Origin of the sequence: Mesorhizobium sp. WSM3860 (genome assembly GCF_002294995.1) — a bacterium.
GTDB lineage: Bacteria > Pseudomonadota > Alphaproteobacteria > Rhizobiales > Rhizobiaceae > Mesorhizobium.
In genome coordinates this window covers 87,477-111,834 of sequence record NZ_NSGF01000017.1, presented here as the reverse complement: position 1 = coordinate 111,834, position 24,358 = coordinate 87,477, and the positions used below count along the sequence as shown (strand labels likewise).

24 protein-coding genes and 3 tRNA genes are annotated in these 24,358 nt (G+C 62.4%); 14 read left to right on the top strand and 13 right to left on the bottom strand.

Going from position 1 to position 24,358, the window contains the following annotated elements; all coding sequences use genetic code 11:
- Positions 1–75: 75 nt before the first annotated feature.
- The 3 genes from CK220_RS23770 to tuf all read right to left on the bottom strand — a co-directional run bounded on the left by CK220_RS23770 (position 76) and on the right by tuf (position 4,949).
- Positions 76–1,680, bottom strand: a complete 1,605-nt coding sequence (locus CK220_RS23770; RefSeq protein ID WP_095813860.1) for a hypothetical protein — start codon at positions 1,678–1,680, stop codon at positions 76–78.
- 192 nt (positions 1,681–1,872) lie between these two features.
- Positions 1,873–3,609: a hypothetical protein gene (locus tag CK220_RS23765; RefSeq protein ID WP_095813859.1), complete on the bottom strand. Its 1,737-nt coding sequence runs from the start codon at positions 3,607–3,609 to the stop codon at positions 1,873–1,875.
- 164 nt (positions 3,610–3,773) lie between these two features.
- Positions 3,774–4,949, bottom strand: a complete 1,176-nt coding sequence (gene tuf, locus CK220_RS23760) for an elongation factor Tu (protein WP_066989565.1) — start codon at positions 4,947–4,949, stop codon at positions 3,774–3,776.
- Between the two features lie 285 nt (positions 4,950–5,234).
- Here tuf and CK220_RS23755 point away from each other — a divergent pair, with 285 nt between their 5' ends.
- Positions 5,235–6,122, top strand: coding sequence for a DMT family transporter (locus tag CK220_RS23755; protein WP_095813858.1), 888 nt, complete (start codon positions 5,235–5,237; stop codon positions 6,120–6,122).
- 25 nt (positions 6,123–6,147) lie between these two features.
- Here CK220_RS23755 and CK220_RS23750 read toward each other — a convergent pair whose 3' ends face one another.
- The 3 genes from CK220_RS23750 to CK220_RS23740 form a co-directional block, all read right to left on the bottom strand.
- Positions 6,148–6,954 (bottom strand): sulfotransferase family 2 domain-containing protein, encoded by an 807-nt coding sequence (locus CK220_RS23750; protein ID WP_095813857.1) that lies wholly within the window; start codon positions 6,952–6,954, stop codon positions 6,148–6,150.
- A 42-nt stretch (positions 6,955–6,996) separates the two neighbouring features.
- Positions 6,997–7,070 (bottom strand) — tRNA-Gly (locus tag CK220_RS23745).
- Between the two features lie 68 nt (positions 7,071–7,138).
- Positions 7,139–7,223 (bottom strand) — tRNA-Tyr (locus CK220_RS23740).
- A 199-nt stretch (positions 7,224–7,422) separates the two neighbouring features.
- On the opposite strand from CK220_RS23740, the gene rlmB reads away from it, so the two are divergent.
- On the top strand, positions 7,423–8,283 hold the full coding sequence (gene rlmB, locus CK220_RS23735; RefSeq protein ID WP_095813856.1) for a 23S rRNA (guanosine(2251)-2'-O)-methyltransferase RlmB: 861 nt from the start codon (positions 7,423–7,425) through the stop codon (positions 8,281–8,283).
- Between the two features lie 49 nt (positions 8,284–8,332).
- Positions 8,333–8,713, top strand: coding sequence for a hypothetical protein (locus tag CK220_RS23730; protein WP_141245206.1), 381 nt, complete (start codon positions 8,333–8,335; stop codon positions 8,711–8,713).
- On the opposite strand, the gene CK220_RS23725 is transcribed toward CK220_RS23730, so the two are convergent.
- From CK220_RS23725 to gcl, 3 genes are all read right to left on the bottom strand, one after another.
- Entirely contained in the window at positions 8,710–9,594 is an 885-nt protein-coding gene (locus CK220_RS23725) for a 2-hydroxy-3-oxopropionate reductase (RefSeq protein WP_095813854.1), read from the bottom strand. The genes CK220_RS23730 and CK220_RS23725 overlap by 4 nt on opposite strands.
- A gap of 191 nt (positions 9,595–9,785) precedes the next feature.
- Positions 9,786–10,583 (bottom strand): 2-oxo-tetronate isomerase, encoded by a 798-nt coding sequence (gene otnI / locus CK220_RS23720; protein WP_095813853.1) that lies wholly within the window; start codon positions 10,581–10,583, stop codon positions 9,786–9,788.
- A 27-nt stretch (positions 10,584–10,610) separates the two neighbouring features.
- A complete protein-coding gene (gcl, locus tag CK220_RS23715) occupies positions 10,611–12,392 on the bottom strand; it encodes a glyoxylate carboligase (protein ID WP_095813878.1) in 1,782 nt (593 codons plus the stop codon).
- Positions 12,393–12,594: 202 nt separating this feature from the next.
- Between gcl and bhcR the strand changes: the two genes are divergently transcribed.
- Both bhcR and CK220_RS23705 read left to right on the top strand, forming a co-directional pair.
- Positions 12,595–13,416, top strand: coding sequence for an HTH-type transcriptional regulator BhcR (gene bhcR / locus CK220_RS23710; protein ID WP_095813852.1), 822 nt, complete (start codon positions 12,595–12,597; stop codon positions 13,414–13,416).
- Between the two features lie 230 nt (positions 13,417–13,646).
- A complete protein-coding gene (locus CK220_RS23705; RefSeq protein ID WP_245429361.1) occupies positions 13,647–14,006 on the top strand; it encodes a hypothetical protein in 360 nt (119 codons plus the stop codon).
- A gap of 57 nt (positions 14,007–14,063) precedes the next feature.
- Here CK220_RS23705 and CK220_RS23700 read toward each other — a convergent pair whose 3' ends face one another.
- Positions 14,064–14,375, bottom strand: coding sequence for a BA14K family protein (locus CK220_RS23700; RefSeq protein ID WP_095813877.1), 312 nt, complete (start codon positions 14,373–14,375; stop codon positions 14,064–14,066).
- Between the two features lie 169 nt (positions 14,376–14,544).
- Positions 14,545–14,712, bottom strand: a complete 168-nt coding sequence (locus CK220_RS32035) for a hypothetical protein (protein ID WP_095813850.1) — start codon at positions 14,710–14,712, stop codon at positions 14,545–14,547.
- Positions 14,713–14,865: 153 nt separating this feature from the next.
- On the opposite strand from CK220_RS32035, the gene CK220_RS23690 reads away from it, so the two are divergent.
- Positions 14,866–14,941: transfer RNA gene (locus tag CK220_RS23690), tRNA-Thr, on the top strand.
- A 72-nt stretch (positions 14,942–15,013) separates the two neighbouring features.
- Here CK220_RS23690 and CK220_RS23685 read toward each other — a convergent pair.
- A complete protein-coding gene (locus tag CK220_RS23685) occupies positions 15,014–15,586 on the bottom strand; it encodes a DUF2569 family protein (protein WP_095813849.1) in 573 nt (190 codons plus the stop codon).
- Positions 15,587–15,798: 212 nt separating this feature from the next.
- Here CK220_RS23685 and CK220_RS23680 point away from each other — a divergent pair, with 212 nt between their 5' ends.
- On the top strand, positions 15,799–15,999 hold the full coding sequence (locus CK220_RS23680) for a DUF2905 domain-containing protein (RefSeq protein WP_095813848.1): 201 nt from the start codon (positions 15,799–15,801) through the stop codon (positions 15,997–15,999).
- 47 nt (positions 16,000–16,046) lie between these two features.
- On the opposite strand, the gene CK220_RS23675 is transcribed toward CK220_RS23680, so the two are convergent.
- Positions 16,047–16,661, bottom strand: coding sequence for a TetR/AcrR family transcriptional regulator (locus tag CK220_RS23675; RefSeq protein WP_095813847.1), 615 nt, complete (start codon positions 16,659–16,661; stop codon positions 16,047–16,049).
- Between the two features lie 92 nt (positions 16,662–16,753).
- On the opposite strand from CK220_RS23675, the gene CK220_RS23670 reads away from it, so the two are divergent.
- The 7 genes from CK220_RS23670 (at position 16,754) to CK220_RS23635 (ending at position 24,250) form a co-directional block, all read left to right on the top strand.
- Positions 16,754–17,833, top strand: coding sequence for a spermidine/putrescine ABC transporter substrate-binding protein (locus CK220_RS23670; protein ID WP_095813846.1), 1,080 nt, complete (start codon positions 16,754–16,756; stop codon positions 17,831–17,833).
- An 8-nt stretch (positions 17,834–17,841) separates the two neighbouring features.
- Positions 17,842–18,687: an ABC transporter permease gene (locus tag CK220_RS23665; protein WP_095813845.1), complete on the top strand. Its 846-nt coding sequence runs from the start codon at positions 17,842–17,844 to the stop codon at positions 18,685–18,687.
- A 2-nt stretch (positions 18,688–18,689) separates the two neighbouring features.
- Positions 18,690–19,472, top strand: a complete 783-nt coding sequence (locus CK220_RS23660; protein ID WP_095813844.1) for an ABC transporter permease — start codon at positions 18,690–18,692, stop codon at positions 19,470–19,472.
- The gene (locus CK220_RS23655; protein WP_095813843.1) at positions 19,469–20,533 is read left to right on the top strand and encodes an ABC transporter ATP-binding protein; all 1,065 of its coding nucleotides are present in this window, start codon (positions 19,469–19,471) and stop codon (positions 20,531–20,533) included. Before CK220_RS23660 ends, CK220_RS23655 begins: the two co-directional genes overlap by 4 nt.
- A gap of 3 nt (positions 20,534–20,536) precedes the next feature.
- The gene (locus CK220_RS23650) at positions 20,537–21,298 is read left to right on the top strand and encodes an MBL fold metallo-hydrolase (RefSeq protein ID WP_095813842.1); all 762 of its coding nucleotides are present in this window, start codon (positions 20,537–20,539) and stop codon (positions 21,296–21,298) included.
- A gap of 425 nt (positions 21,299–21,723) precedes the next feature.
- Positions 21,724–22,497 (top strand): NAD kinase, encoded by a 774-nt coding sequence (locus tag CK220_RS23640; protein WP_067321550.1) that lies wholly within the window; start codon positions 21,724–21,726, stop codon positions 22,495–22,497.
- Between the two features lie 193 nt (positions 22,498–22,690).
- A complete protein-coding gene (locus CK220_RS23635) occupies positions 22,691–24,250 on the top strand; it encodes a DEAD/DEAH box helicase (RefSeq protein WP_176479175.1) in 1,560 nt (519 codons plus the stop codon).
- The last annotated feature ends 108 nt before the right edge of the window (positions 24,251–24,358 follow it).

Below are 24,358 nucleotides of genomic sequence, written 5' to 3'. Positions count from 1 at the left end.
CCTAGAAGGATAGCGGCAAGCTCGGAGCCGGCTCAACCTGCCTCCATGGCCAGTGCTGGCATGGCGCCAATGCTGCTAAAGCTTGGCCGGAGCTTCCGCTTCGGCGTTGGCGGACGGCAGAACCCGGCAGTTATCGGGTTTTGGCGAAGATTTGCAGATGCTGGCGCCCGTCAGAGCGTCTACCGAGTGGCGGCTAGTGGTCAGCCCGAACCCCGCCAATTCGTCCTGGCTGAGCTCCCTGTGCTTGGCGTATTGAGCCGACTGCATCGCGACGAACAGGCCCGAGCCGATCGCCATCTCCTCGAGATACGACCTGACCTTGTCTTCCATGCCCATGGAATGCACCAGGAAACGTGCATCGGAGCCAACCAAGCGCCTGGTGCCTCCGGCGAACATCACCGCGCAGGCTGCGTCGCATTCGGCGCCGGCTTCAACGGTGAGACCATCATGAAGGTTGTCCTTGGAGACGCACCCTGCGGTGCCGGGATCGCAATCGAGAAAATCCGTCCGGGCGACCGCGACATCCAATCTGCGCTCGCGGATCAGCCGGCCGGCGGCGAGCGCGCCCTGGACATCGCCGCCCTGTGAGTTGACGACGATAGGCAGCCTGCGCCCGCCGACCTTGTCCAGCAGCTCACGCAGTCTATCGGGTGTGCCGGCAACGATCGTTCCCTCCGCCGAAATCCATTCCGGACAGTCCGGGTTGCAGAGCGGATTGCTGCCGCGAACGAGGATGAAACGCATTTCCTGCTGCGGCTTTGGCAGTGAGGCTGCCTCCGCCGGCTGGCTGTCGGCCGGTATGGCCGCGACCGTCGCCACCCCGGCCGGCCTGGCCTTGCCATTGGCCGGGATCTCGCGGCAGTTCGTTGGCACCGGATCGCGCCCGCATATGGCTGCTTCGGTCATCAGGTCGAGAGAATCGAGGCTGGTGACGAGCTTCATCTCCAGCATATCGTCGGGCTCGATCTGCCTTATGTCGCTTGCCGGCGTCGCCTTCATCGCGTCCAGCACGCCCTGCCCGATACCCATTTCTTTCAGATAGCCGGACAGTCGCTTCTCCACCGCCTTGCTCATCTCGTAGGTCTTGTAGCTGCCGGCATTCTTGCGGCTGACGACCTTGGTGCTGAGGACCTTCTTCTTGCCGTTCACAATTCTGTAGGTGGTGCGGTAGAGCAGCCTTTCCCTGTGATATGTCGTGGTGATCTGATGGACGCCGAGAAAGGCCCACTCGCCGACCACGCGGCGGACGCCGCCGGCAAACATCAACGGACAGGCCGAATTGCACATAGCGCCGCTGTCATAGGCGATGCCGGAATACGGCGTGTTCTTACTGTCATTGTCCCTGCAGCTCTTCATTTCGGGCGAGCAACCGGAAAACCCCGTAGTGCCCACGGCGATGTCGAGCTTGTTCTTACGGATCATACGGCCGAGTTGGAGCGCGGCGTCGACATTGCCGCCCGGGGAGTTGACGATGATCGGCAACTGCCGGCCGGCGAGCGTCTTCAGCAGGCGCCTGAGCAGCGCCGGCGTGCCGGCCTCGATGGTGCCTTCCGCCGCAATCCATTCCGGGCAATTGGGCTCACAGCCCGGCGCGCTGCTGCGCACCACGGCAAAGCGCATGGCAGGGCCGAGATCGGGCGCCTCTTCTTTCGCGCAGGCACTGAAGGCGGCCAGTGCCATGGCAGCGGCCAATCCCAGCCGCACCAGCCCGCGCCAGCATCGTATGATCTTTGAACGGAATCCGGAAACCACGCCTGGCAAGCCCCCCGTACAACCCATACTAGTTGCGGCGACGATGCTTGCAATAGAATTGAAATGGGTGCGAGCAATTCCAGCCTGACGGCTGCTGCCTCGACCTTTGTCGCGACAACGCTAAAATTTTGGCGGCGTTTTTGCATGGGCGTTGGCGGAGGGCGGGAGCCGGCAGTTGTCCGGCTTTGGCGAGGACCTGCAAATGGCGGGGCCAGTCAGCGTGTCCGATGTGTCCGGCCCGGTCACCAGCCCGACCTTGAGCATTATATCGGGTTCAAGCTGACGCTCGACCGAACTCTGCTCTATCGCTGCGAACAGGCCTGGGCTGATCGCCATCTCGTCCAGATAGGCTTTGACGATCCGCTTCTGTCCCATCGAGGACACGCTGAGCCGTGCCTTGGGGTCGACCAGCCGCCTGGCGCCGCCGGCAAGCATGAGTGCGCAGGCTGAATCGCACTCCACTCCGAATCGGCTGATCAGCCCGACATAGGCGCCATTGTCGTCCAGACAACCTGCTCCGGCAGGGTTGCAACCTAGGATATTGGTGCGGGCGACGACGACGTCTAGCTTGCGTTCGCGGATAAGCCGCCCTGCGACCAAGGCGCTGAACAAGTCTCCGCCTCGTGAGCTGACCACAATGGGAAGCCGCGGGTTGTCGAGCGCGGCGAGCAACTGGCGAAGTTTCTGCGGGGTTCGAGGGGTGATCGCGCCTTCCGCCGAAATCCATCCCGGGCAGTCGGGATCGCAGAGCGGATCGCTTCCGCGAACCACCACGAAACGCATCTCCGGCGCGGCATTTCCTGCTGCTCCTTGAAACGGCACGGCAGTCGGGGCTTTGGCTGGCTGGGAAGATGGAGGTTCCGCCTGTTGAGAAGGTGCCGGCTGTGCCGTTGTTACAGCGGCCGGCCGGGTATCCTCCGATATTGCCCGGCAATTCGGAGCCGGTTTGTCCCCCATGCACAGGATCACTCCGGTGAACAGCTCCACGATGTCCGTGCTGGTGGCCAGTTTCATCGTCAGCATGTCGTGGAGGGTGATCCGCTGAATGTCGCTCGCCGGCGTGGCTTTCATTTTGTCGAGGACACCCTGCCCCACGCCCATCTCCTTGAGATAGGCCGAGATTTTCCGAGCGAACCCCTTGCTCATTTTATACGTCTTGTAGCTTTGGCCTTGGGTGACGGTCTCCGTTGTGACCTGATATCTTTTGCCCCGAATGGTTTTATAGGTGGTTCGAAAATGCCTTGTGGAGGGGAACCAAGTGGTGGTGATCTGATGAACACCCAGATAGGCCCAGCCACCGGCTACGCGGCGAACGCCACCCGCAAACATCAGGGGACATGCCGAGTTGCACATGGCGCCGCCGTCAGACGCCACGCCGAAATAGGCAACGGCCTTGCCGAAGCTGGCTCCGCAACCCTCCGTTCCCGGCCAACAATCGGAAAACTCGGTCTTGCCGATCGCGATGTCGAGCCCGTTCTTGCGTATGATGCGACCAAGTTGAAGTGCGGCCTCGACATCGCCGCCAGGGGAATTGACAACGATCGGCAGCTTGCGAGTGCCGAGCTTTTTCAGCACCCGTTTGAGCAAAGCCGGCGTGCTGGCGGTGATGGCGCCTTCCGCTGAAATCCATTCCGGACAGTTGGTCTTACAGCCGGCTGCACTGCTGCGGGCAAAGGTGAACCGCATGTCCGCAAAGCCGTCGGAAGACGGATCGTGCCAAATGGTATCGGGCCATGTCTGTAAGACGTCGTCGGCCTTTGCAGGGAAGGCCGCCGCCACCATCGCAAGCACCGGCACCAGGCGAACCAGTCCGCGAAACCACCATGATACGCTGTTTGAATGATGCCCCGAAATCATGCTTGCGAAGCCCCCCTTCGACGCAACCTATAATAGTGGCAGCGAGGGTGCTTGCAATAGCCGAAACAATCGCCCAGGGCTTCTTCTGAACGGCGCAAGTAAACGAAAAAAGGGCGGCCCCGAAGACCGCCCTTTCCTTGTCGAACCGGCGGATGCCGGATCGATTATTCTTTGATGGTGACGACGATGCCGGCACCGACGGTGCGGCCGCCTTCACGGATGGCGAAGCGCAGCTTCTCTTCCATCGCGATCGGCACGATCAGCTCGACGTCGACGGTGATGTTGTCGCCGGGCATCACCATCTCGGTGCCGGCCGGCAGCGTCACGATGCCCGTCACGTCGGTGGTGCGGAAGTAGAACTGCGGACGGTAGTTGGTGAAGAACGGCGTGTGACGGCCGCCTTCGTCCTTGGTCAGGATGTAGGCTTCGGCCACGAACTTCTTGTGCGGCTTCACCGAGCCCGGCTTGGCCAGAACCTGGCCGCGCTCGACACCCTCGCGGTCGATGCCGCGCAAGAGCGCGCCGATGTTGTCGCCGGCCTGGCCCTGGTCGAGCAGCTTGCGGAACATCTCGACGCCCGTGCAGGTGGTCTTGGCCGTCGGACGGATGCCGACGATCTCCAATTCCTCGCCGACCTTGACCACGCCGCGCTCGACGCGGCCGGTCACGACCGTGCCGCGGCCCGAGATCGAGAACACGTCCTCGATCGGCATCAGGAACGGCTTGTCCAGCGGACGCACCGGCGTCGGGATGTAGGCGTCGACCTGCGCCATCAGCTCGCGGATGGCATCCTCGCCGATGGTCTTGTTCGAATCCTCAAGCGCGGCCAGCGCCGAACCCTTGACGATCGGAATGTCGTCGCCGGGGAACTCGTTCTTGGTCAACAGCTCGCGCACCTCGAGCTCGACCAGCTCGAGCAGCTCGGCGTCGTCGACCTGGTCGACCTTGTTCAGGAACACCACGATCGAGGGCACGCCGACCTGGCGGGCAAGCAGGATGTGCTCGCGGGTCTGCGGCATCGGGCCGTCGGCGGCCGAAACCACCAGGATCGCGCCGTCCATCTGCGCGGCACCGGTGATCATGTTCTTCACATAGTCGGCGTGGCCGGGGCAGTCGACGTGGGCATAGTGACGGTTGGCCGTCTCATACTCGACATGCGCCGTCGAGATGGTGATGCCGCGCGCCTTCTCTTCCGGCGCCGCGTCGATCTGGTCATAGCGCTTGTATTCGCCAAAATACTTCGTGATCGCCGCCGTCAGCGACGTCTTGCCATGATCGACATGGCCGATCGTGCCAATGTTCACATGCGGCTTGGTGCGCTCGAATTTACCTTTTGCCATAGTCTCTTTCCTTGGGCGGCCTTGACCTTCAGTTCAGTCGAATGCGGGGCGATTAGCGACAACGGCCGCAAAACACAAGTGCCTTGTGGTTGAGCGTTGTCTCGCTCGAGCCGAACCAATGATCTGATTTCAGGGGTATGGCGCGGATATAGGATCGCGACAGGCGAATTCAAATCCGCGCGTCTTGCCTCGGCTTGCTGATTGATAGTTTCGCGCGGGTAGACGCCCCCGATCGGCCGGAACTGGCCCATTGCCGCCCCGATCCGCCTCTGATTTCTTCAGCCAATGCAATTCATTCCGGCAAATATCCGCGGTCCGCTGTTCATGATCATCTCGACGGGCTCCTACCTCGTCAATGACACGATGATGAAGCTCGCGACCGCAGGGCTGCCGCCTTATGAGGTGCTGCTGCTGCGTGGCGCGGCCGCCACGCTGTGGGGCATGCCGCTGCTTTTCATGCTGGGCTATGGCAGGCAGATCCCGCTGCTGTTCGAGCGCAAGGTGCTGCGCCGGAACCTTTGCGAGCTGGCCGCGATCCTTTGCTACGTCGTGGCCTTGGCCAACATGCAGATCGCCGATTCGACGGCGCTCGGGCAGATCACGCCGCTTATCGTGCTGGTCGGGTCCTCGCTCCTGTTCGGCGAGAAGATCGGCGCCTTGCGGATGGCGCTGATCGGCCTCGGCTTTGTCGGTGCCGTCATGGTGGCGCAACCGACGATGCAGGGCATTTCCATCTATGCCTTGCTGGCGCTGGGCAACGCGGCCCTGGCCGCGGCGCGCGACCTCGCCGGACGTAAGGTTGGCGCCGAGGTTCCCGGCATGATCGTTGCCATTTCCGCCGTGGTGGTCGTGCTGGCCGGCTCGGGTGTCGCACACCTTGTCTCGGAACAGTGGGTGATGCCCGAAGCCCGCCATCTCCTTTTGATTGTCGGCGCCGGCCTGTTCCTGATCTTCGGCCACTTCTTCATCTTCATGGCCTATCGCGTAGGGCCGACAAGCACGGTGGCGCCCTTCTACTACTGCTTCACCCTCTGGGCGGTGATTTCCGGCCTTCTGGTGTTCGGGCAGTTCCCCAACGCGCTCGCCGTCTGCGGCATTCTCCTGGTGATCGGCAGCGGCCTCGCCATCGTCTCGCTCGACGAGCGAAGGAGACGCCTGACCGTTGTGGCCTGAGGTCGTCCGGACTGAAAGCTGAACGCTACAGCCCCACCCTTTTCTTCAACGGACGTTTGGCAAGGAAACCGACGAGGTTGCGCAGCGTCCGCGGGTAGACCAGACGGCCGTTGCGAAAAGCGGTCAGATCGCCGGCGACATGCAGCGAGGACGTCTCATCGGGATCGCCCTGGGGGATGCCTCCCCATCGTGCCGGATCGTAATAGTCGACAAGGTAGCCGTAGTCGTAGCGGCAGAAGCGCATCGCCTTTCTGAACGCCGTGGGGGACAGATCCGATGGACTGACCTTGCCCCGGGCTGCCTGCAGCCGCGGCATAGAGACTGTCCTGCCACTGACCGTGGACAGGAAGGCGCCGACCTTGTCCATGTCCTCGAATTTGAAGACGTGCTCGAACAGGAACAGGCTGGAACCGATGAACCGGCGTGGCGAGGCGACGTGAAAGTGGATGTCCCCTGAGCACGCGCAGTATTTTTCGATGTTGAGGATGAAGGTATCGGGATCCGGGTTGGTGGGCAGCCCAAAGCTCTCGAGCAACTTGAAGTTGGGCGAGCGTGACCGTAGGACATCGGTGTCCAATATCCTGCTGGAATAAGCCGAGAGCAGCCGCTCCAGCGGATCACGAACGATCGTGAATTTGCCGCTGAGCCCGTCATAGACCGGCTCGAACGGATCGGCCCAATTGGTTGCAATTTGACTGTGGACGTCGTTGTCCGGGTCAAGCAGAGTGGCTTCCTGGCCGCCGAGCGCCATCAGCGCGTATTTGACGCTGCTGGTGCCGCTTTTCGGGATTGGATAATAGGTGACCGGAAGGCCTTCAATCCGGACCGCCATTGCCGATCTGCCTCACGCCATTCAATGATACGGGTGGAAATCTGGAGCGGGTAGCGGGAATCGAACCCGCATATTCAGCTTGGAAGGCTGCTGCTCTACCACTGAGCTATACCCGCCTGCGATAGCATCGGAAAACAGCGGCACACTTCCGGTGCTTTTCGTTTCAGGGCTTCCGGGCCGGCAGTGGTGGAGAGGGTTGGATTCGAACCAACGTAGGCTAAGCCAACGGATTTACAGTCCGTCCCCTTTAACCACTCGGGCACCTCTCCAGTCTGCCGCCGGAGCCATGCAACGAGGCATTTCAGCTGACCCGGAGCCCGAGTAGGATCTTCTCCGAAATCAGCGATGCGCCTTATGGCGGCAAGGCCGGTGGGTGTCAACCGGCGCGGCCAGGGTTTTTCGAGGATGTTCGGCATTCATCGCCGCAGCCCATATCCTTAGCCGGCCGGGACGGTTATAGAGGCCGGCATGAGCGACAACAAAAGCAACAAACCGGGCACCCCGAAGGATACCCACTACGCCAAGCTGAGGCGCGCGCATCGCGACCAGAAGGCCGGCGGCGCACCGGCATTCCGGCCGCGCCAGCCTGTGCCGCCCGGCGAAGGCCCCGCCGACGGGCTGGTGCGGCTTTATGGCCTCCACACGGTGCGAGCGGCGCTCGACAACCCGCGGCGCAAGATCAGTAAGATGCTGGTGACGCGCAATGCGGCCGAGCGGCTTTCCATCGCTGATCTTGCCGCCCTGCCCTTCAAGACCGAACTGGTCGAGCCGAAGGACATCGACCGGATCACCGGGTCGGACTCGGTGCATCAGGGCGTGCTGATCGAGGCCGAGCCGCTGAAGGCAAAGCGCCTCGATGCACTGGGCGACACCAGCCTGGTGCTGGTGCTCGACCAGGTCACCGATCCGCACAATGTCGGCGCGATCCTGCGCTCGGCGGTTGCCTTCGGCGCCGGCGCTCTGATCACCACGGCGCGTCACAGCCCGCAGGAATCTGGCGTGCTGGCGAAATCCGCCTCCGGCGCGCTCGAGCATATCGACCAGATCGAGGTGAAGAACCTGGCCGACGCGCTCGGCCAGCTGCACGAGGCCGGCTTTCAGACCATTGGGCTCGATTCAGATGGGCCGGCCGAGCTCGAAAAGACATTCAGCGGCGATAAGATTGCGTTGGTGCTGGGTGCCGAAGGCAAGGGCCTGCGCCAGAAGACGCGCGAAACGGTGACGGCGCTCGCCCGTCTCGACATGCCCGGCGCAATCAGGTCGCTCAACGTTTCCAACGCGGCGGCGGTGAGCCTTTATGCGGCGCGCAAATTCCTTTCTGCGGATTGAACGTGCGACCAGGATGTTCGAGCCGTTATCAAACCGAGGTGAATGGCACGTGCTTCTCGCGAGTACAATCAGCACGTTAAGGACACTCACCCCACCGGAATTCTACGACGAGGCAAACGACCGTTACCACGCTGTTGCGGAGGACATATCGCGGCTTGTCTACAGCCTCGAGAATCCAGCCGATTTTGGAAAGTTCCTTGGCGTCAACGCCGGGCGGGAAAGTTGGCTACCGGAGCATTCCGAAGCCCTGGCTATTATGGACGTCACAGAGATTCATCATCGGGTCGCCAGCAACTTGGCCGATGAACGGTGGGTTGAAGGAGCACTAGGCGAAGCGTTTCAGAACGGCGCGCTTATACCAGCCCTTGAGCGGATCGCTGCCGATATCGGTAAGTTCAAATTTACTGGCAGCAGCCAGCAAACTCCCTAACCAATTTCGAAATTCGCCATCCGCTCGAGCGCCCGGACCAGCGCCGAGTGATCTTCCTTGGCCCCGCCATTGGCGGCACAGAAATTGAACAATTGCTGCGTGGTCGAGGTGTTGGGCAGCGAGACGCCGAGCGCTTTTGCGCCCTCCAGCGCCAGGTTGAGGTCTTTCTGGTGCAGCTCGATCCGGAAACCCGGCGCGAAAGTACGCTTGATCATACGCTCGCCATGCACTTCGAGGATGCGCGAGGCGGCGAGACCGCCCATCAGTGCTTGCCTGACCTTGGCCGGATCGGCGCCGGCCTTTGACGCGAAGACGAGGGCTTCCCCAACCGCCTCGATGGTCAGCGCCACGACGATCTGGTTGGCGACTTTGGTGGTTTGGCCAACGCCGTTCGGGCCGACAAGCGTGATGTTCTTGCCCATCTTCTCGAACACCGGCCTGGCGCGCTCGAACGCTTTGTCCTCGCCGCCGACCATGATGGTGAGCGATGCCGCCTTGGCGCCGACCTCGCCGCCGGACACCGGCGCGTCGAGATAGTCGCAGCCGAGATCGTTGATTTTTTTGGCGAATTCCTTGGTGGCGATCGGCGAGATCGAGCTCATGTCGATGACGAGCTTGCCTTGCGACAGAGCTGAAGCGACGCCGTTTTCGCCGAACAGCACATCCGCCACCTGCGGCGTATCCGGCACCATGGTGATGATGATGTCGGCGGCGCTGGCCACCGCATCATGGCCGGTGACGGTCTTCAGCCCCTTGGCGGCAAGATCGGCCGGCGGCTTGGAGCGATGATCGCTGGCGATAACCGCATAGCCGGCGTCGAGCAGATGCCCCGCCATCGGCGCACCCATGATGCCCAGCCCGATGAAGCCGATGGTTTCCATTTTGCAGTCTCCTGAACGTCTTGTTCTAACCTGTCACAGGTCGGCGCCGCCCCTCATCCGCCTGCCGGCACCTTCTCCCCGTGCAGTGACGGGGAGAAGGGAAGCGCTCTAACGCTGGCGACCCCCTCTCCCCGTTCTTCACGGGGAGAGGGTAAGGGTGAGGGGCGGCGCCGGCGTTGGCTGGAAATCAACTACGCCGCCGCACTCCCCTGCCCGGCGAACTGTCGGAACCAACCGAGCCCTGCCTCGGTGCCGCCCTTCGGTTTGTATTCGGCGCCGATCCAGCCTGAATAGCCGAGCCGGTCGATATGCTCGTAGAGGAAGGGATAATTGATCTCGCCCGTCCCCGGCTCGTGACGGCCGGGATTGTCCGCAAGCTGGATATGCGCGATGCGGCCGAGGTTTGCCTGGATGGTACGGGCGAGATCCCCCTCCATGATCTGCATGTGATAGATGTCGTATTGGACGAACAGGTTCTTCGAGCCGATGCGGTCGATCAGCGCCAGCGCCTGGTCGGTGTAGTTCAGGAAGAAGCCCGGAATGTCGCGGGTGTTGATCGGCTCAATCAACAGCCTGATGCCGGCTTGCTCGAGCTTCTCGGCCGCGAAAGCGAGATTGTCGGCAAAAACGTTTTCCAAAACAGTGCGATCGGCGCCCTGCGGCGCGATGCCGGCAAGGCAGTTGACCTGCTCGCAGCCCAGCGCCTGCGCATAAGAGATCGCCTTGGCGACGCTCTGGCGGAATTCCGGCACGCGGTCGGGCAGCACGGCAATGCCGCGCTCGCCCTTTGCCCAGTCGCCGGCCGGCAGGTTGAAGAGAACCTGTGTCAGGCCGTTCTTCTTGAGGCGCGCCGCAACAACGTACGGCGCATGATCGTACGGGCCGATATATTCGACGCCCTTGAACCCGGCGCGGGCAGCGGCATCGAAACGGTCGAGGAACTCGTGCTCGCCGAAGAGCATCGAAAGATTGGCTGAAAAACGCGGCATTCTTTTTTCTCCTTCTTTCCGCCGGACTTAATCCAACATCATGATGGCCGTCGGCGCGTCCTCATTGCGTTCGGCAAGCTCCTCGAATTCGGTGATCTTGTCGATTTCGGTGCCCATGGAAATGTTGGTGACACGCTCAAGGATTAATTCGAGAACGACCGGGACCTGGTGTTCCTTCATCAGGCGCTGCGCCTCCTTGAAGGCGCCGGCGAACTCCTCCGGCTTCCTCACCCTGACCGCCTTGCAGCCCATCGCCTCGGCGACGGCGACGTGGTCGACGCCGTAGCCGGCCTCGGGATCGTTTGCCCGGTTGACGTTCTCGAAGGCGAGGCTCACCTCGTAGTCCATCGAAAAGCCGCGCTGCGCCTGGCGGATCAGCCCGAGATAGGCGTTGTTCACGACGACATGAATGTAAGGCAGCTTGTGCTGCGCGCCGACCGCCAGTTCCTCGATCATGAACTGGAAGTCGTAGTCGCCGGAGAGCGCCACGATGTTGCGCTCCGGATCCGCGGCGCGCACGCCGAGCGCGGCCGGCAGCGTCCAGCCGAGCGGGCCGGCCTGGCCGCAATTGATCCAGTTGCGCGGCTTGTAGACGTGCAGGAACTGCGCGCCGGCGATCTGCGAGAGGCCGATCGTGGTGACATAGGTGGCGTCGCGGGCAAAGGCTTTGTTCATCTCCTCATAGACGCGCTGCGGCTTCAGCGGCACCTGCTCGAAATGCGTCTTGCGCTTCATGGTCTTCTTGCGCTGCTGGCATTCCTTCGACCAGCCCGACCAATCGCGCAGCTTGCCGGCGGTGCGCCATTCGGTGGCGACGTCGAGCAGCATTTTCAGCGCGGCGCCCGCATCCGAGACAATGCCGAGATCCGGCGCGAAGACACGGCCGATCTGGGTGGGCTCGATGTCGACATGGATAAACTTCTTGCCCTTGGTGTAGACTTCGACCGAGCCGGTGTGGCGATTGGCCCAGCGGTTGCCGATGCCGAAGACGAAGTCGGCCTCAAGCATCGTCGCGTTGCCGTAACGGTGAGAGGTCTGCAGGCCGCACATGCCGGCCATCAGCCGGTGGTCGTCGGGGATCGCGCCCCAGCCCATCAGCGTCGGAATGACCGGAACGCCCGTGACTTCGGCGAATTCGATCAGCAAATCGGAAGCATCGGCATTGATGATGCCGCCGCCGGCGACGATCAGCGGCTTCTCCGCCTGGTTGAGCATCGCCAGCGCCTTCTCGGCCTGGGCGCGCGTCATTGCCGGCCTGAAGGGAACCAGCGGCTCATAGGCGTCGATGTCGAATTCGATCTCGGCGAGCTGCACATCGAGCGGCAGGTCTATCAGCACCGGGCCCGGTCGCGAGGAGCGCATCAGGTGGAACGCCTTCTGGAGCGCCATCGGCACCAGATAGGGTTCCATGACGGTGACCGCCCATTTGGCGACGGGTGCTGCGATCGAAGCAATGTCGACGGCCTGGAAATCCTCCTTGTTGAGGCGGGCGCGCGGCGCCTGCCCGGTGATGCAGAGGATCGGAATGGAGTCCGCGGACGCCGAATAGAGGCCCGTGATCATATCGGTGCCGGCTGGACCGGAGGTGCCGATGCAGAGCCCGATATTGCCGGCCTTGGCGCGGGTAAAACCTTCAGCCATGTGCGAGGCGCCCTCGACATGGCGCGCCAGCACGTGGCGGATGGTGCCGCGCGCCTTCAGCGCCGAATAAAGCGGGTTGATCGCCGCGCCCGGCACGCCGAAGGCATTGGTGATGCCTTCCTTTTCAAGAACGAGAACCGCAGCGTCGACGGCGCGCATCCTGGTCATGTCCAGCTCCACTTCGTTGGTTGGCTTGAGAATGCCAGCACGTTGCCGATTTTTCAATTTTTTCAGAATATTTTTCCACTTCTAGAAAACTGCGCTTATTGCTTGATTCTGCTTGTCTTTTCCTTTTCCAGAAAAACCGCTCCGAGAGCCAATGAAAAACTTTTTCATTGTGTTCTGCCCGAAATTGGGGAGAATGCCGCCCATGGAGACCACGGAAAAACGCCAACGCGGCCGGCCGCGTGCCTTCAACGGCCCGCAGGAAGCGGCTTCGGTGCAGTCGCTCGACCGGGCGCTGCGCATCCTGGCGATCGTCGCGGATGCCAGCGGCCTGTCCTTGAGCGAGATCGCGGCGCGCAGCGGCATCGCCGCCTCAACCGCCTATCGCATGCTGACGACGCTAGAGAACCACGGCATGGTCGAGTTCGACTCGACCGACCAGCTCTGGTCGATCGGCGTCGAGACCTACCGAATGGGCGTCGCTTTCCTGCGCCGCCGCAAGCTGGTCGACCGCGCCCGCATCGTCATGCAGGAATTGATGGAGAAGACCGGCGAGACCGCCAATCTAGGCGTCGCCGAGGACGATTGCGTGGTTTTCGTCAGTCAGGTCGAGACGCACCAGGCGATCCGCGCCTTCTTCCGGCCGGGCACGCGCAGCTCCTTCCATGCGTCGGGCATCGGCAAGGCGGTGCTGGCGCATCTCGAGCCGGAGCGGGTGGCGGCCATCCTGCGCAAGGCCGGCCTGCAACGCTACACCGACAAGACGCTGTCCGACATTTCGGCGCTGGCCCATGATCTGGCGGCCATCAAGCATCGCGGCTGGTCGGTCGACGACGAGGAACGCCATCCCGGCATGCGCTGCGTGGCCGCCGCCATCTTCAACGAGTTCGGCGAGCCGATCGGCGGTGTTTCCGTGTCCGGCCCGACGGTGCGGGTGACGCCGGAGCGCCTGGCCGAGATCGGTCCGCTGGTGCGCGAGGCGGCGGCCGAGGTGACGAAGATGATCGGCGGCGTGAAAGCGTACTGATTAAGACGGCTGTGTTTGCGGATGATCCTGTCCGAACCATCGAGACCACCCCTCCCCCGATCGGCCAGCAGGGGCCAGACTAAACGTTCGCCAAATCGCTGTACACCGGGACTGCATCGGCCCTTGCCGTCTTGCCGCGGCGTTCGAATGCATGCGAAAGGGCGTGGATGCGGAAAACGGTTCAACTATTGCTTGCCGCTTCACTTTGCGGATGCGCCGCCACGACACCGGTGCCTGACTCCAGCGGGCAGCCCGTCGATTCCATACCGATCTCGCTCGCCCTCGAGGAGATCATCACCGCCGGCGTCCGCCAACACTTGAAGGATCCAGTCTCGGCGAAGTTCGGGACGATGCTTGCCGGGGAGCGGACGGTGAACGGCCGCCAGGAGATCGTGGTTTGCGGCTTTGTCGACGACAAGCGCGCGTCCGTCCGCTCCGGCGACGGCAAAGCCTTCATTGCCAAGATCTACCCGGATGCCGGAAACAGCTTCAAACTTGTCGCGATGGGCGGTGAATCGCCGAATGCCGGGCTTGCCGTTGCCGGCGCCTGCCGCAGCGCGGGATTGGCGATAGAGGCCAAAACATCCTAGCACCGAACGAAAAAGGGGCCGCGAGGCCCCTCTTCCGGTTGCCGAGACGATTGCCCCTTAGAGGCGGCAATAATGCGGATAGCCGTCGTAGCCGATGTAGGTGTTCGAGCCCGGATCGTAGCTGGCATAGCGGGCCATGCAGCGGCGAACATGCCAGGAACCGTCGTACTCGTCCTCGACATAGACTGTGCGCGGCTGCTGGGCGAGCAGGCTGCCCAGGACGAAGCCGCCGACGCCGGCGGCGATGCCGATGCCGAGCTCGCGGCGGTGATGATGGTCGTGAGCGGCCGAAGGCTGGACGGTGCCGGCCAGCGTGCCGGCGGCGACAGAGGTGGCGATGAGGGCCGAAACGAGCGTGCGCTTGAACATGATGGTCTCCTGGGTGCGTTGACCGAGGCGACCCATCCGCCTCTTGATCATCTGTCGCGGCGCCCTGGAAAAAGGTTCGAAATTTTTTTGCGAATAGCGAGTAGGGAAAAGCGAATAGGGACAATTCGCGATCCGGCTCCCCCTATTCGCTATTCCCTACTCGCTCACCTCACCCCATCCCCGTAACGTGCCGCAGCCAGAAGGCGAGCACGACGAAGCCGACAAAGGTGGCGACGCCAGTCCAGTCGATGTTGGATTTCCTCAGGTCACTGATGGCTTTCATCAGGAGAATCCAGGTCACGAGGATGATCGGCAGGATGATGACGAATCTGATCATGCGACACCCCGTTCGATGCGATTGCGCCTGGATGGAAATGTAGGAAGCCGCGCGCCGCATTTCAGCATGCCAACCAAGCCACGCGGGTCCATTAGCAACCCAAAACGGAGTTTTGTCTTTACTGGCGCACGAAATGTGCTACCGGAGCGCCGTGCCCTTGTAGCTCAGCTGGTAGAGCAGCGGTTTTGTAAACCGAAGGTCGCGGGTTCGATCCCTGCCGGGGGCACCATCCTTCGCTCTTCAAGCTTCGGATGGGCCCACCCGAAACTCGTTAGTTCTCCGAGTAGTCCTCCCCTCGCCCTTAATGAATGGCCGTCGCAATCTGCGCAGTCGACGCGGCGCTTTCGAAAGTGTTTCTGACCCGGACGGACTTATAGACGTAGGCAGTCCAGATTCCGGTCAGAACGAATGACGTGATTGGGGCGGCCAGTGCATCTCCGGCAAGGACTTGGCTCATCGGAGCGCCGAGAATTGTCGACATCCAAACGGCGTCGAGGATGAACATGACGGGGATAGCAATCCACTGATAAAGGAACAGCCGCTTGAAGCGTGGACTCCGCCGCAGCATTGCGAAAAGAACAAACACTTGGAGTCCTGCAAACGCCAGCAACAGCACGATTTCTCCGCAGACGGCCAAAGGGCCATTGGGCAGCAGCATCAGCTGCTGGTAACCCTCACTTGAGGAGAACAGCTCAGCCAACGTGCGGAACGGTGACAAGGTCTGCCCAATCGCCAGCAACATAAGCCAACCGCCAATCCCAACTAGGCTGTCTGGATTCTGTGATGGCTTGATTGCTGACCGAACGGCAAAGAAAACAGGCACGCCGATAATGAGCAGCACTATCGCCCAATGCCAAATGGAAAACGCCCCCATCTACCCCCCCTCCGTTGGATACGCCTTATGGTTGTATCAGATTTCAATCTCAACTCAATAGGCAATCTTGGGGTAAAGCGCCGCTGCCCAACACGGCAAGCCGCGCGATGACCGAAAACCGAAAGCAGCTTTTAAGCTGGCCCTGCCTGCAAGACCCGTCATCACTATATTTCACTATATTTCGGCCAGAAGCTGTCCGGCAGGATGCTGCCATGTCGCGAACACTGATCGTCGTTGGTCTCATGATAGTCGCCGCAGGCCTGCTGTGGCCCTGGTTGGCCCGGATCGGCCTTGGCAGGCTGCCTGGTGATATCGTGATCGAGCGTGAGAATTTTAGGCTCTACGTTCCCATCACCACCGGAATACTGATCAGTATCGTGCTTTCGGCGATCCTATGGCTGATCAACCGCTAAGCGACGTTGCGACGGCAGTAAGGCATTGTTCCCGACGCCATCGATCCTCACACCCCGATCGCCGTCACCACCACCCGGTTCTGCCGCCGTATCGCCGCGCGCAGCTCCGGGATTTTCGCCTCGTCGCGCTTCACGAACTCGATGAACATCATGTTCATGTTGTTGAAGATGAGCTCGCCCACCGCCGGCCCATCGATGTCTGACCGCACGAGGCCGATCTCCTGCAGGCGGGCGATCAAGGCGCGGATCTGTTCGGTCAGCGCGCGGTCGAGCGCGGTATAGGCTTGGCCGAAAGCGCTGTCGGGCAGTTGCGTCGAAATGGCCATCGCCTGCCGCCACATCTCCTTGCTCAGGTAATTCAGCGAGTGCTCGATGTAGATGCCGATCAGCGTGTCGAGCGCATCTCCGACATTGGCCGGCGGGCTGCCGACCACGCCTTGCCCGGCATTCAGCACCTCGTTGACCTCCATAGCCACGATGGCGCCGAGGATGTCACCCTTGTTCTGGTAGTAATTGTAGATCGTGCCGATCGAGACCTCTGCCTGCGCAGCTATGGCCTCGATCTTGGCGCCTTCATAGCCGGCCTCGCGGAAAAGTTCCGTCGCTGCATCGATGATGCGGCGGTGCCTGTCCGCCTTCTGCCGTTCGCGCAATCCGCTCATGTCGGCCTCTCTGCCACAAAATCATAATTGACTCAATTTTAGAATTGGTTCAACTTTTCCTTAACAAGCCAGCAAGGCAGGGAGAACACTCAATGACCGTCAATGTCCGAAATCCGCTTTCCACCCTGAGGTCCGGTCTCGGAGCCGCCTTCGCTGCTGTGGCGCTGCTCGCCGCGGGTGGCGCTCAGGCTGCCGATCTCAACGCGCTGATCTGGTGCGACCACTCCGATCCGGCGCTGCTGCAGCCCTTCGAGGAGGCCAACAACGTCAAGGTCAACGTCAAGGAATTCGAGGGCACCGGCGCAGGGCTCGCGATCGTCGATCAATCGCAGCCAGGCGATTGGGACGTCATGGTGATCGATTCCATCGACGTGCCGCGCGGCATCGAGAAAGGCCTGTTCGAGCCGCTGCCGGAGGACAAGCTGCCTTTCGCCGACCTCTTTCCGGAAGTGACGATGGACAAGTCCACCGTGGTCGACGGCAAGCGCTACGGCATCACCGAAAAGTTCGGCTACAACACGATCGGCTTCAACAAGTCCAAGGTCGATCCGGCCGACATGCAGTCGCTGGCTTCGCTCACCAGCGACAAATACAAAGGCAAGATCGCGATCTACGATTATTACCTGCCGGTGATCGGCATGGCGGCTTTGGCCATAGGCAAGAAGACCGCCGACCTCACCGAGGCAGACCTGCCCGCTCTCAAGGCCGAGTTGCTCAAGATGAAGGCCAACGCCAAGCTGGTCGGCGAGGTCACCGCCAGCCAGACCGCTTTGGCAACCGGCGAGGTCGACATCCTCGTCGGCGGCGGCGAATGGGTGACGGCGGGCCTGGCCAAGGAAAACCCGGCGCTCGACTTCTCGATCCCGAAGGAAGGCGCGGTGCTGTGGTCGCAGTCGCTCGCCATGTTCAAGGATTCGAAGAACAAGGACATGGCGCTGAAGTTCATCCAGTACATTCTGAGCCCGGAAGGCCAGGCGCGGCTTGCCACCTCCGCCTGCTACTGGGGCATGCCTTCCAACAAGAAGGCGACACTCACCGACGAGCAGAAGAAGATCCTGCGCTTCGACGAGCAGCCCGGCTTCCTCGCCCGCGCCCAGGCCTATCCGGCGCCCAATGCCGATCTCGACAAGAAGATGCAGGACATGTGGACCGAAATGCTGCAGGCGCAGTAAATCGGCCAATGAGCGTTGCGGGAACCAATGGACGTGCCCTGCCCTGGGCGCTGGTCACGCCGGCGCTGGCATGGACGCTGCTGTTCTTCGTGCTGCCCTTCATTGCCATGGGGCTTTCCAGCCTGACGGCGCATGAAGGCGGCGCTCTGACGCTCGCCAACTACAGCCAGTTCTTCACCAACCCGTCCTACTGGCGCGCGATGGTGAACTCGCTGGAGGTGACCGCAACCGTCACCGTGATTTCGATCGTGCTCGCCTACCCCTTCGCCTGGATCCTTGCGGAACAAGTACCGGAGCGGTGGCAACGGCTGGCGCTGATGCTGGCCGTGCTGCCGTTCTGGACGTCTTACGTCGTGCGTTCCTATTCCTGGCTGCTGGTGCTGGCGCAGAACGGCGTCATCAATCGGGCGCTCACCAGCGCCGGGCTGATTGCCGAGCCGCTGCAGCTCGCCAACACGCGTTTGGCCACCGTCACCGGCTTCGTGCATTTCTTCGTCATGCTGCTGACGCTCACCATCTTCGCCAACCTCAAACAGCTCAGCCCGAGCTACCGCAAGGCGGCCGCGGATCTCGGCGCCGGGCCGGTGCGCACCTTCCTGCATGTCGTGCTGCCGCTGACCCTGCCTGGCATCATGGTCGGCGCCTTCCTCACCGTCGTGCTTTGCATCGGCGACTACATCACGCCGCAGATCCTCGGCGGCAACAACGAGCTGGTGATGCCGCAGCTGGTCATGATGCAGATCGGCCGGCGCGGCGATTTCCCGCTCGCCTCGGCACTGTCGATCATCCTGATGGCCGTCGTCACCGTCGCCTATCTCGCCTGCGCGCGCTGGCTGAAGATCGAGCGGGCCTGACCATGCGTGCTGCCGTCCGCCTTGCCGCCTGGCTCTATGCGATCGCCGTCTACGGCTTCATCTTCCTGCCGGTGGTCGTGCTGATACTGTTCTCGCTGCAGGCGACCTCTTTCCCCATCCCGCCTTTCACCGGTCCGTCGCTGCGCTGGTACCAGGCGGTTCTGTCCGACGCACGGCTGACCTCGGCGCTGGTCAATTCGCTGCTGGTGGCGGTTCTCTCCTCGCTTGCTTGCGTCACGCTCGGCTTTCTCTCCGCCTGGGGTTTCGCGCGCTTCGCACTGCCCGGCTCGGCCTTGCTGCGCGGGCTGATCACGCTGCCGCTCACCGTCAGCTACCTGATCATCGGCATGGGGCTTCTGGTGCTGTTCAACTGGGCAGGCGTGCCGAAATCGCTCATCGCCGCCGGCGTCGGCCATGTCGTGATCAACCTGCCGCTCTGCTTCGCCATCATCTACAGCCAGATGGGCGATCACCAGATCAATATCGAGCGCGCCGCGCGCGACCTCGGCGCTCCCGAGTGGAAGGTGCTGCTGATGATCACCGTGCCGGTGATGGCGCCGGCGATCTTCGCCGGCTTCTTCCTGTCGATGACTTTTTCCTGGGACGAGTTCGTCATCTCCTTCCTGCTCACCCGCTTCGAGACGACGCTGCCCGTCGAGATCTGGAACCTCTTGCGCTCCGGCCTCAATCCCAAGACCAATGCCGTCGGCTCGCTGGTCTTTGCCGTCTCGATTGTGCTCGTGGTGCTGTTCGAACTGACCTTGCTGCGGAGAAAGACGGCATGAGCGCGCCTTTGGTGGATATCCGCAACGTCTCGCATCGTTTCGGCCAGCTCGCCGTTTTGAAGAACGTCTCGCTCGCGATCGAGCCCGGCAGCTACACGATCCTCCTCGGCCCGTCGGGCTCCGGCAAGACGACGCTGCTTTCGATCCTTGGCGGCTTCGTCACGCCCAGCGAAGGCAAGGTGTTCATCCGCGGCGCGGATTGCACCGCCGTGCCGCCGGCCAAGCGCCCGACGACGACGGTTTTCCAGGACTACGCGCTGTTCCCGCATATGAGCGTCGGCAAGAATGTCGGCTTCGGGCTGCGCATGCAGGGCGTCGATGGCGCGACGCGGGCGGCGAAGGCGCGCGAGGCGCTCGCCCTCGTCGGGCTTGCAGCCTCCTTCGACAAGAAGCCGCACCAGCTCTCCGGTGGCCAGCGCCAGCGCGTGGCGCTGGCGCGCGCGCTGGTCATCGAGCCGGCGGTGCTGTTGCTCGACGAGCCGCTCGGCGCGCTGGATCTCAAGCTGCGCCGGCAGATGCAGGACGAGTTGAAGGCGATCCAGAAGCGCGTCGGCACCGCTTTCGTCCATGTCACGCACGACCAGGAAGAAGCGATGGCGCTGGCCGACCATTGCGTGGTGATGAATGATGGGCGCATCGAGGACGAAGGACCGCCCGAGCGGGTCTATGCGCGGCCGAAGACTCGCTTCTCGGCCACCTTCATGGGCGAAAGCACCATCCTTGCCGGCAAAGCCGGCGAAATGCGGGATGGACGCGTCGCAGTGGCAACCAAGTTCGGGCCGATCTCGCTGCCCGCCACCTCGCCGGTTGGCGCGACTGTGGCGCTTGCCATCCGGCCCGAGCACCTCATCCTTGCGGGAGCGAAAGGCGACGTTGCGCTCGGCACGGCCAGAGTGAGTGACGTCGTCTTCCAAGGAAGCTTCAAGCGGGTGCTCGCCACCTCGGCGCGGGATCCTGCATTCCAGTTCATCGCCAAGGCACCGGCTCCCGCGACCGTCCAGGCAGGCGACACGGTCGCGGTTTCATGCAACGCTCAAGACATCATCCTGCTGGCGGACTGATCCATGAGCCCGCTTCCGGTCATCGAGGCTCCGGACTGGTACGAGACCATCCGCATGGGTGACGACGTAACGCTCATCCATGAGCCATGGATAAAGCCGTTCTTCCGCTGCAATATCTGGCATGTGCGCGGCCGCGACCGCGATCTTTTGTTCGATACCGGCCTCGGCCATTTCAGCCTGCGGCGCCATGTGCCGCTGGTCACCGAACGTAAGCTTGTCTGCGTCGCCAGCCACACGCATTTCGACCACATCGGCTGCCACCACGAATTTCCGGATCGCTGCGTGCATTCGGCTGAAGCCCAGATCCTCGCAGATCCGCGCAACGAGTGGACGGTCGCCGACCGCTACGCGACAGACGACATGTTCGACGGCATGCCCGACGGATGGGATGCGGCCAGCTACCGCATCCCGCCTGCCCCGGCCAACCGGCTGCTCGAGCATGGCGACGTGGTCGATCTCGGCGATCGTGCCTTCGAGGTGATCCACACGCCTGGCCACTCGCCCGGCGGCATCGCGCTCTACGAGCGAAAGACCCGCATCCTCTTGTCAGGTGACATCGTCTATGACGGGCCGTTGATCGACGACGTCTTCCACTCCGATATCGGCGACTATGTCGAGACGCTGCTTGCCATGCGCGACCTCGACGTCTCGGTCGTTCATGGCGGCCATTTCCCGAGCTTCGGCAAGGTGCGCTACCGCCAGTTGATCGACGAGTATCTGGCGCAGAAGCGGCAGGCGGGTTGTCACCTGCTGCAGAACCGCTAGCGCTTTAAAGCGCCCTTTGCGGACAGGGCATCCCGGCGGCGTCGCCGCAGCGGGAGGCCGTCGGATGCGGCCGCTGGCTCATCTCCTCCGAGTGGCGCACAAGCTCGGCGAAGATGAGGGCGAAACTTCCCATCATCAGGAAGACTATGATCAGACGCGTCACCGGCAATAGACAGGTCTCTCGACTGGCCAGCCCCCGCCAACCCATCCACTGCCGGCTAACATGATCGATCCGGCTTTACGAGTGTTTAAGCTTGGTCTTAACCATTTGCAGCCATCACATTCGTTGCACGCCTGTCACGAAGCGCGAGCGCCAACGCCCATCCAGATGGCGGGGGCGCACCGCCCTTTGCAGATGTGGTCGGCGCATGCTACGCCGTCGCCTGCGCGACCCGGCAGGCGGTAGCGGTCGCCGTTCGGGATCCATGAGCAAAGAAACCAGCCGTTTCGCCTTCGTCTCTTCCGACACCGACGACGCCCGCGCGGCGCTGGAAACCTTGTCGGCGCGCTATGGGCAAATACCTGTCGCCGAGGCGGAGATCATCATCGCGCTCGGCGGCGACGGCTTCCTGCTGCAGACGCTGCGCGACACGATGAGCACAGGCAAGAAGGTCTACGGGATGAACCGTGGCACCATCGGCTTCCTGATGAACGAATATCGCGCCGGCGGCCTCGATGAACGCATTTCGAAAGCGGTATCCGAGACGATCCGCCCGCTGGAGATGCAGGCGGTGACTCACGAGGGCGAAACGATCTCGGCGCTGGCGATCAACGAAGTGGCGCTTTGGCGCCAGTCCTACCAGACGGCGAAAATACGCATCACTGTCGACGAGCAGGTGCGGCTGGAGGAACTGAACTGCGACGGCGTTATGATCGCGACGCCCGCTGGTTCGACAGCCTACAATCTGTCGGCGCACGGGCCGATCCTTCCGCTCGACGCGCCGCTTTTGGCGCTGACGCCGGTGAGCCCCTTCCGGCCCCGGCGCTGGCGCGGCGCGCTGCTCTCCAACAAAGCGATCGTGCGCTTCGACATATTGGAGTCGGAAAAGCGCCCGGTGAACGCCGCCGCCGACCACACCGAGGTCAAGGCGATTGCCTCTGTCACGGTGCGGGAATCGCCGACCGCGACGGCGACGTTGCTGTTCGATCCCAATCATTCTTGGAACGAGCGTATTCTTGCCGAGCAATTCCGCTATTGAGCCGGCGCAAGGACAAGACCTCAATTAAGCATCGCGATTAAGGTTACGTCTTCACAATCGATGGATTTCCGGGCCGTTTCTGTTGACAAATCGCGGACTTGCGCCTAACTGCAACGCCGATCTTGCAGGCGCGCGGCGCCTGCCGCAACGCGTGTTGCGATTTTTCCCGAACCAGCCAAAAGACAGCCATCACTTGTCCGCAGACACCCAGACCGCTCAAGAAGCGTTGACATTCTCAGACCTCGGCCTGTCGCCGAAGGTCCTCTCCGCAGTCACCGATGCCGGCTATACCAAGCCGACCCCGATCCAGGCCGGCGCCATCCCGCATGCGCTGCTCGGCAAGGATGTGCTGGGCATTGCCCAGACAGGCACCGGCAAGACCGCTTCCTTCGTGCTACCGATGCTGACCCGGCTGGAAAAGGGCCGTGCACGTGCCCGTATGCCGCGCACGCTGATCCTCGAGCCGACACGCGAGCTCGCCGCCCAGGTCGAGGAAAACTTCGTCAAATACGGCAAGAACCACAAGCTCAACATCGCGCTGCTGATCGGCGGCGTCTCCTTCGAGGAGCAGGACAAGAAGCTGGAGCGCGGCGCCGACGTGCTGATCGCCACGCCCGGCCGACTGCTCGATCACCGCGAGCGCGGCAAGCTCTTGCTCAACGGCGTCGATATCCTCGTCATCGACGAGGCCGACCGCATGCTCGATATGGGCTTCATCCCCGATATCGAGCGCATCTGCGAGATGATCCCCTTCACGCGCCAGACGCTGTTCTTCTCGGCGACCATGCCGCCCGAGATCACCAAGCTCACCGAAAAATTCCTGCATGCGCCGGTGCGCGTCGAGGTATCCAGAGCCGCTTCCACCGCGACCAGCATCACGCAGCGCCTGGTGAAGTCGGGCTCCAAGCCGTGGGACAAGCGCGAAACGCTTCGCAATCTCATGCGGGCCGAAGAGTCCGATCTGAAGAACGCCATCATCTTCTGCAACCGCAAGGTCGAAGTATCGGAGCTTTTCCGCTCGCTGCTGAAGCATGATTTCGACGCCGGCGCGCTGCATGGCGACATGGATCAGCGTGCCCGCATGCAGATGCTTGCCAATTTCCGCGATGGCAAGCTGCGCTACCTCGTCGCCTCGGACGTCGCCGCGCGCGGCCTCGACATTCCAGATGTCAGCCACGTCTTCAACTACGACGTGCCGATCCATGCAGAGGATTATGTCCACCGTATCGGGCGCACCGGCCGGGCCGGCCGCTCGGGAAAATCCTTCACCATCGCGACGCGCTCCGACACCAAATATGTGGACGCCATCGAAAAGCTGATTGGCGCCAAGATCGAATGGCATGACGGCGACCTATCGACTGTCGCCGAGAGTGAAGGCGAAGAAGCGCCTCGCCGAGGCCGCGGCGCGCCGCGGCGCGCCGGTCGCAAGGACGAGGATCGCAAGGGCCGTGGCGAGCGCAAGAAAGGCGCGGACCGCCACGCCAGGCACAGCGAGGACGAGACGCCGGAGACACCACGCGAAGAGCAGCCGGTCGCCGAGATTGCCGATATTGCCGAGCGCCGCGCCCGCAAGGATGCGATCCGTTCCGAGAACGAGCGCAAGGGTTCCGACAACCGCACCGAGCAGCGCGGGGCTTCCCGTCCTCAGCGCGACCACAACCGCCCTGCCCGCCACCGCCATGAAGAGGACGACGCGACCGTCGGCTTCGGCGATGACGTGCCCGCCTTCATGCGCATCGTCGCGAAGGTCTAACCTCAATAGAGCGTCGGCAACAACGAAGACGGCCCCGAAATGGGGCCGGTCCTTTACTGCCGCTTCGCTTGAAAGATCAAGCGCTTTGCCGGGATTGTCCCGCTGCCG

What these genes read in the sequence shown, in the direction of transcription:
- CK220_RS23650 (WP_095813842.1), top strand. Translation starts at nt 20,537, where the DNA reads ATGAGCCCGCTTCCGGTCATCGAGGCTCCGGACTGGTACGAGACCATC.
- CK220_RS23675 (WP_095813847.1), bottom strand. Translation starts at nt 16,661, where the DNA reads ATGAGCGGATTGCGCGAACGGCAGAAGGCGGACAGGCACCGCCGCATC.
- CK220_RS23685 (WP_095813849.1), bottom strand. Translation starts at nt 15,586, where the DNA reads ATGGGGGCGTTTTCCATTTGGCATTGGGCGATAGTGCTGCTCATTATC.
- CK220_RS23755 (WP_095813858.1), top strand. Translation starts at nt 5,235, where the DNA reads ATGCAATTCATTCCGGCAAATATCCGCGGTCCGCTGTTCATGATCATC.
- CK220_RS23655 (WP_095813843.1), top strand. Translation starts at nt 19,469, where the DNA reads ATGAGCGCGCCTTTGGTGGATATCCGCAACGTCTCGCATCGTTTCGGC.
- CK220_RS23660 (WP_095813844.1), top strand. Translation starts at nt 18,690, where the DNA reads ATGCGTGCTGCCGTCCGCCTTGCCGCCTGGCTCTATGCGATCGCCGTC.
- CK220_RS23765 (WP_095813859.1), bottom strand. Translation starts at nt 3,609, where the DNA reads ATGATTTCGGGGCATCATTCAAACAGCGTATCATGGTGGTTTCGCGGA.
- CK220_RS23725 (WP_095813854.1), bottom strand. Translation starts at nt 9,594, where the DNA reads ATGGAAACCATCGGCTTCATCGGGCTGGGCATCATGGGTGCGCCGATG.
- CK220_RS23750 (WP_095813857.1), bottom strand. Translation starts at nt 6,954, where the DNA reads ATGGCGGTCCGGATTGAAGGCCTTCCGGTCACCTATTATCCAATCCCG.
- CK220_RS23700 (WP_095813877.1), bottom strand. Translation starts at nt 14,375, where the DNA reads ATGTTCAAGCGCACGCTCGTTTCGGCCCTCATCGCCACCTCTGTCGCC.
- otnI (WP_095813853.1), bottom strand. Translation starts at nt 10,583, where the DNA reads ATGCCGCGTTTTTCAGCCAATCTTTCGATGCTCTTCGGCGAGCACGAG.
- CK220_RS23680 (WP_095813848.1), top strand. Translation starts at nt 15,799, where the DNA reads ATGTCGCGAACACTGATCGTCGTTGGTCTCATGATAGTCGCCGCAGGC.
- bhcR (WP_095813852.1), top strand. Translation starts at nt 12,595, where the DNA reads ATGGAGACCACGGAAAAACGCCAACGCGGCCGGCCGCGTGCCTTCAAC.
- CK220_RS23640 (WP_067321550.1), top strand. Translation starts at nt 21,724, where the DNA reads ATGAGCAAAGAAACCAGCCGTTTCGCCTTCGTCTCTTCCGACACCGAC.
- rlmB (WP_095813856.1), top strand. Translation starts at nt 7,423, where the DNA reads ATGAGCGACAACAAAAGCAACAAACCGGGCACCCCGAAGGATACCCAC.
- gcl (WP_095813878.1), bottom strand. Translation starts at nt 12,392, where the DNA reads ATGACCAGGATGCGCGCCGTCGACGCTGCGGTTCTCGTTCTTGAAAAG.
- CK220_RS23670 (WP_095813846.1), top strand. Translation starts at nt 16,754, where the DNA reads ATGACCGTCAATGTCCGAAATCCGCTTTCCACCCTGAGGTCCGGTCTC.
- tuf (WP_066989565.1), bottom strand. Translation starts at nt 4,949, where the DNA reads ATGGCAAAAGGTAAATTCGAGCGCACCAAGCCGCATGTGAACATTGGC.
- CK220_RS23770 (WP_095813860.1), bottom strand. Translation starts at nt 1,680, where the DNA reads ATGGCACTGGCCGCCTTCAGTGCCTGCGCGAAAGAAGAGGCGCCCGAT.
- CK220_RS23665 (WP_095813845.1), top strand. Translation starts at nt 17,842, where the DNA reads ATGAGCGTTGCGGGAACCAATGGACGTGCCCTGCCCTGGGCGCTGGTC.
- CK220_RS32035 (WP_095813850.1), bottom strand. Translation starts at nt 14,712, where the DNA reads ATGATCAGATTCGTCATCATCCTGCCGATCATCCTCGTGACCTGGATT.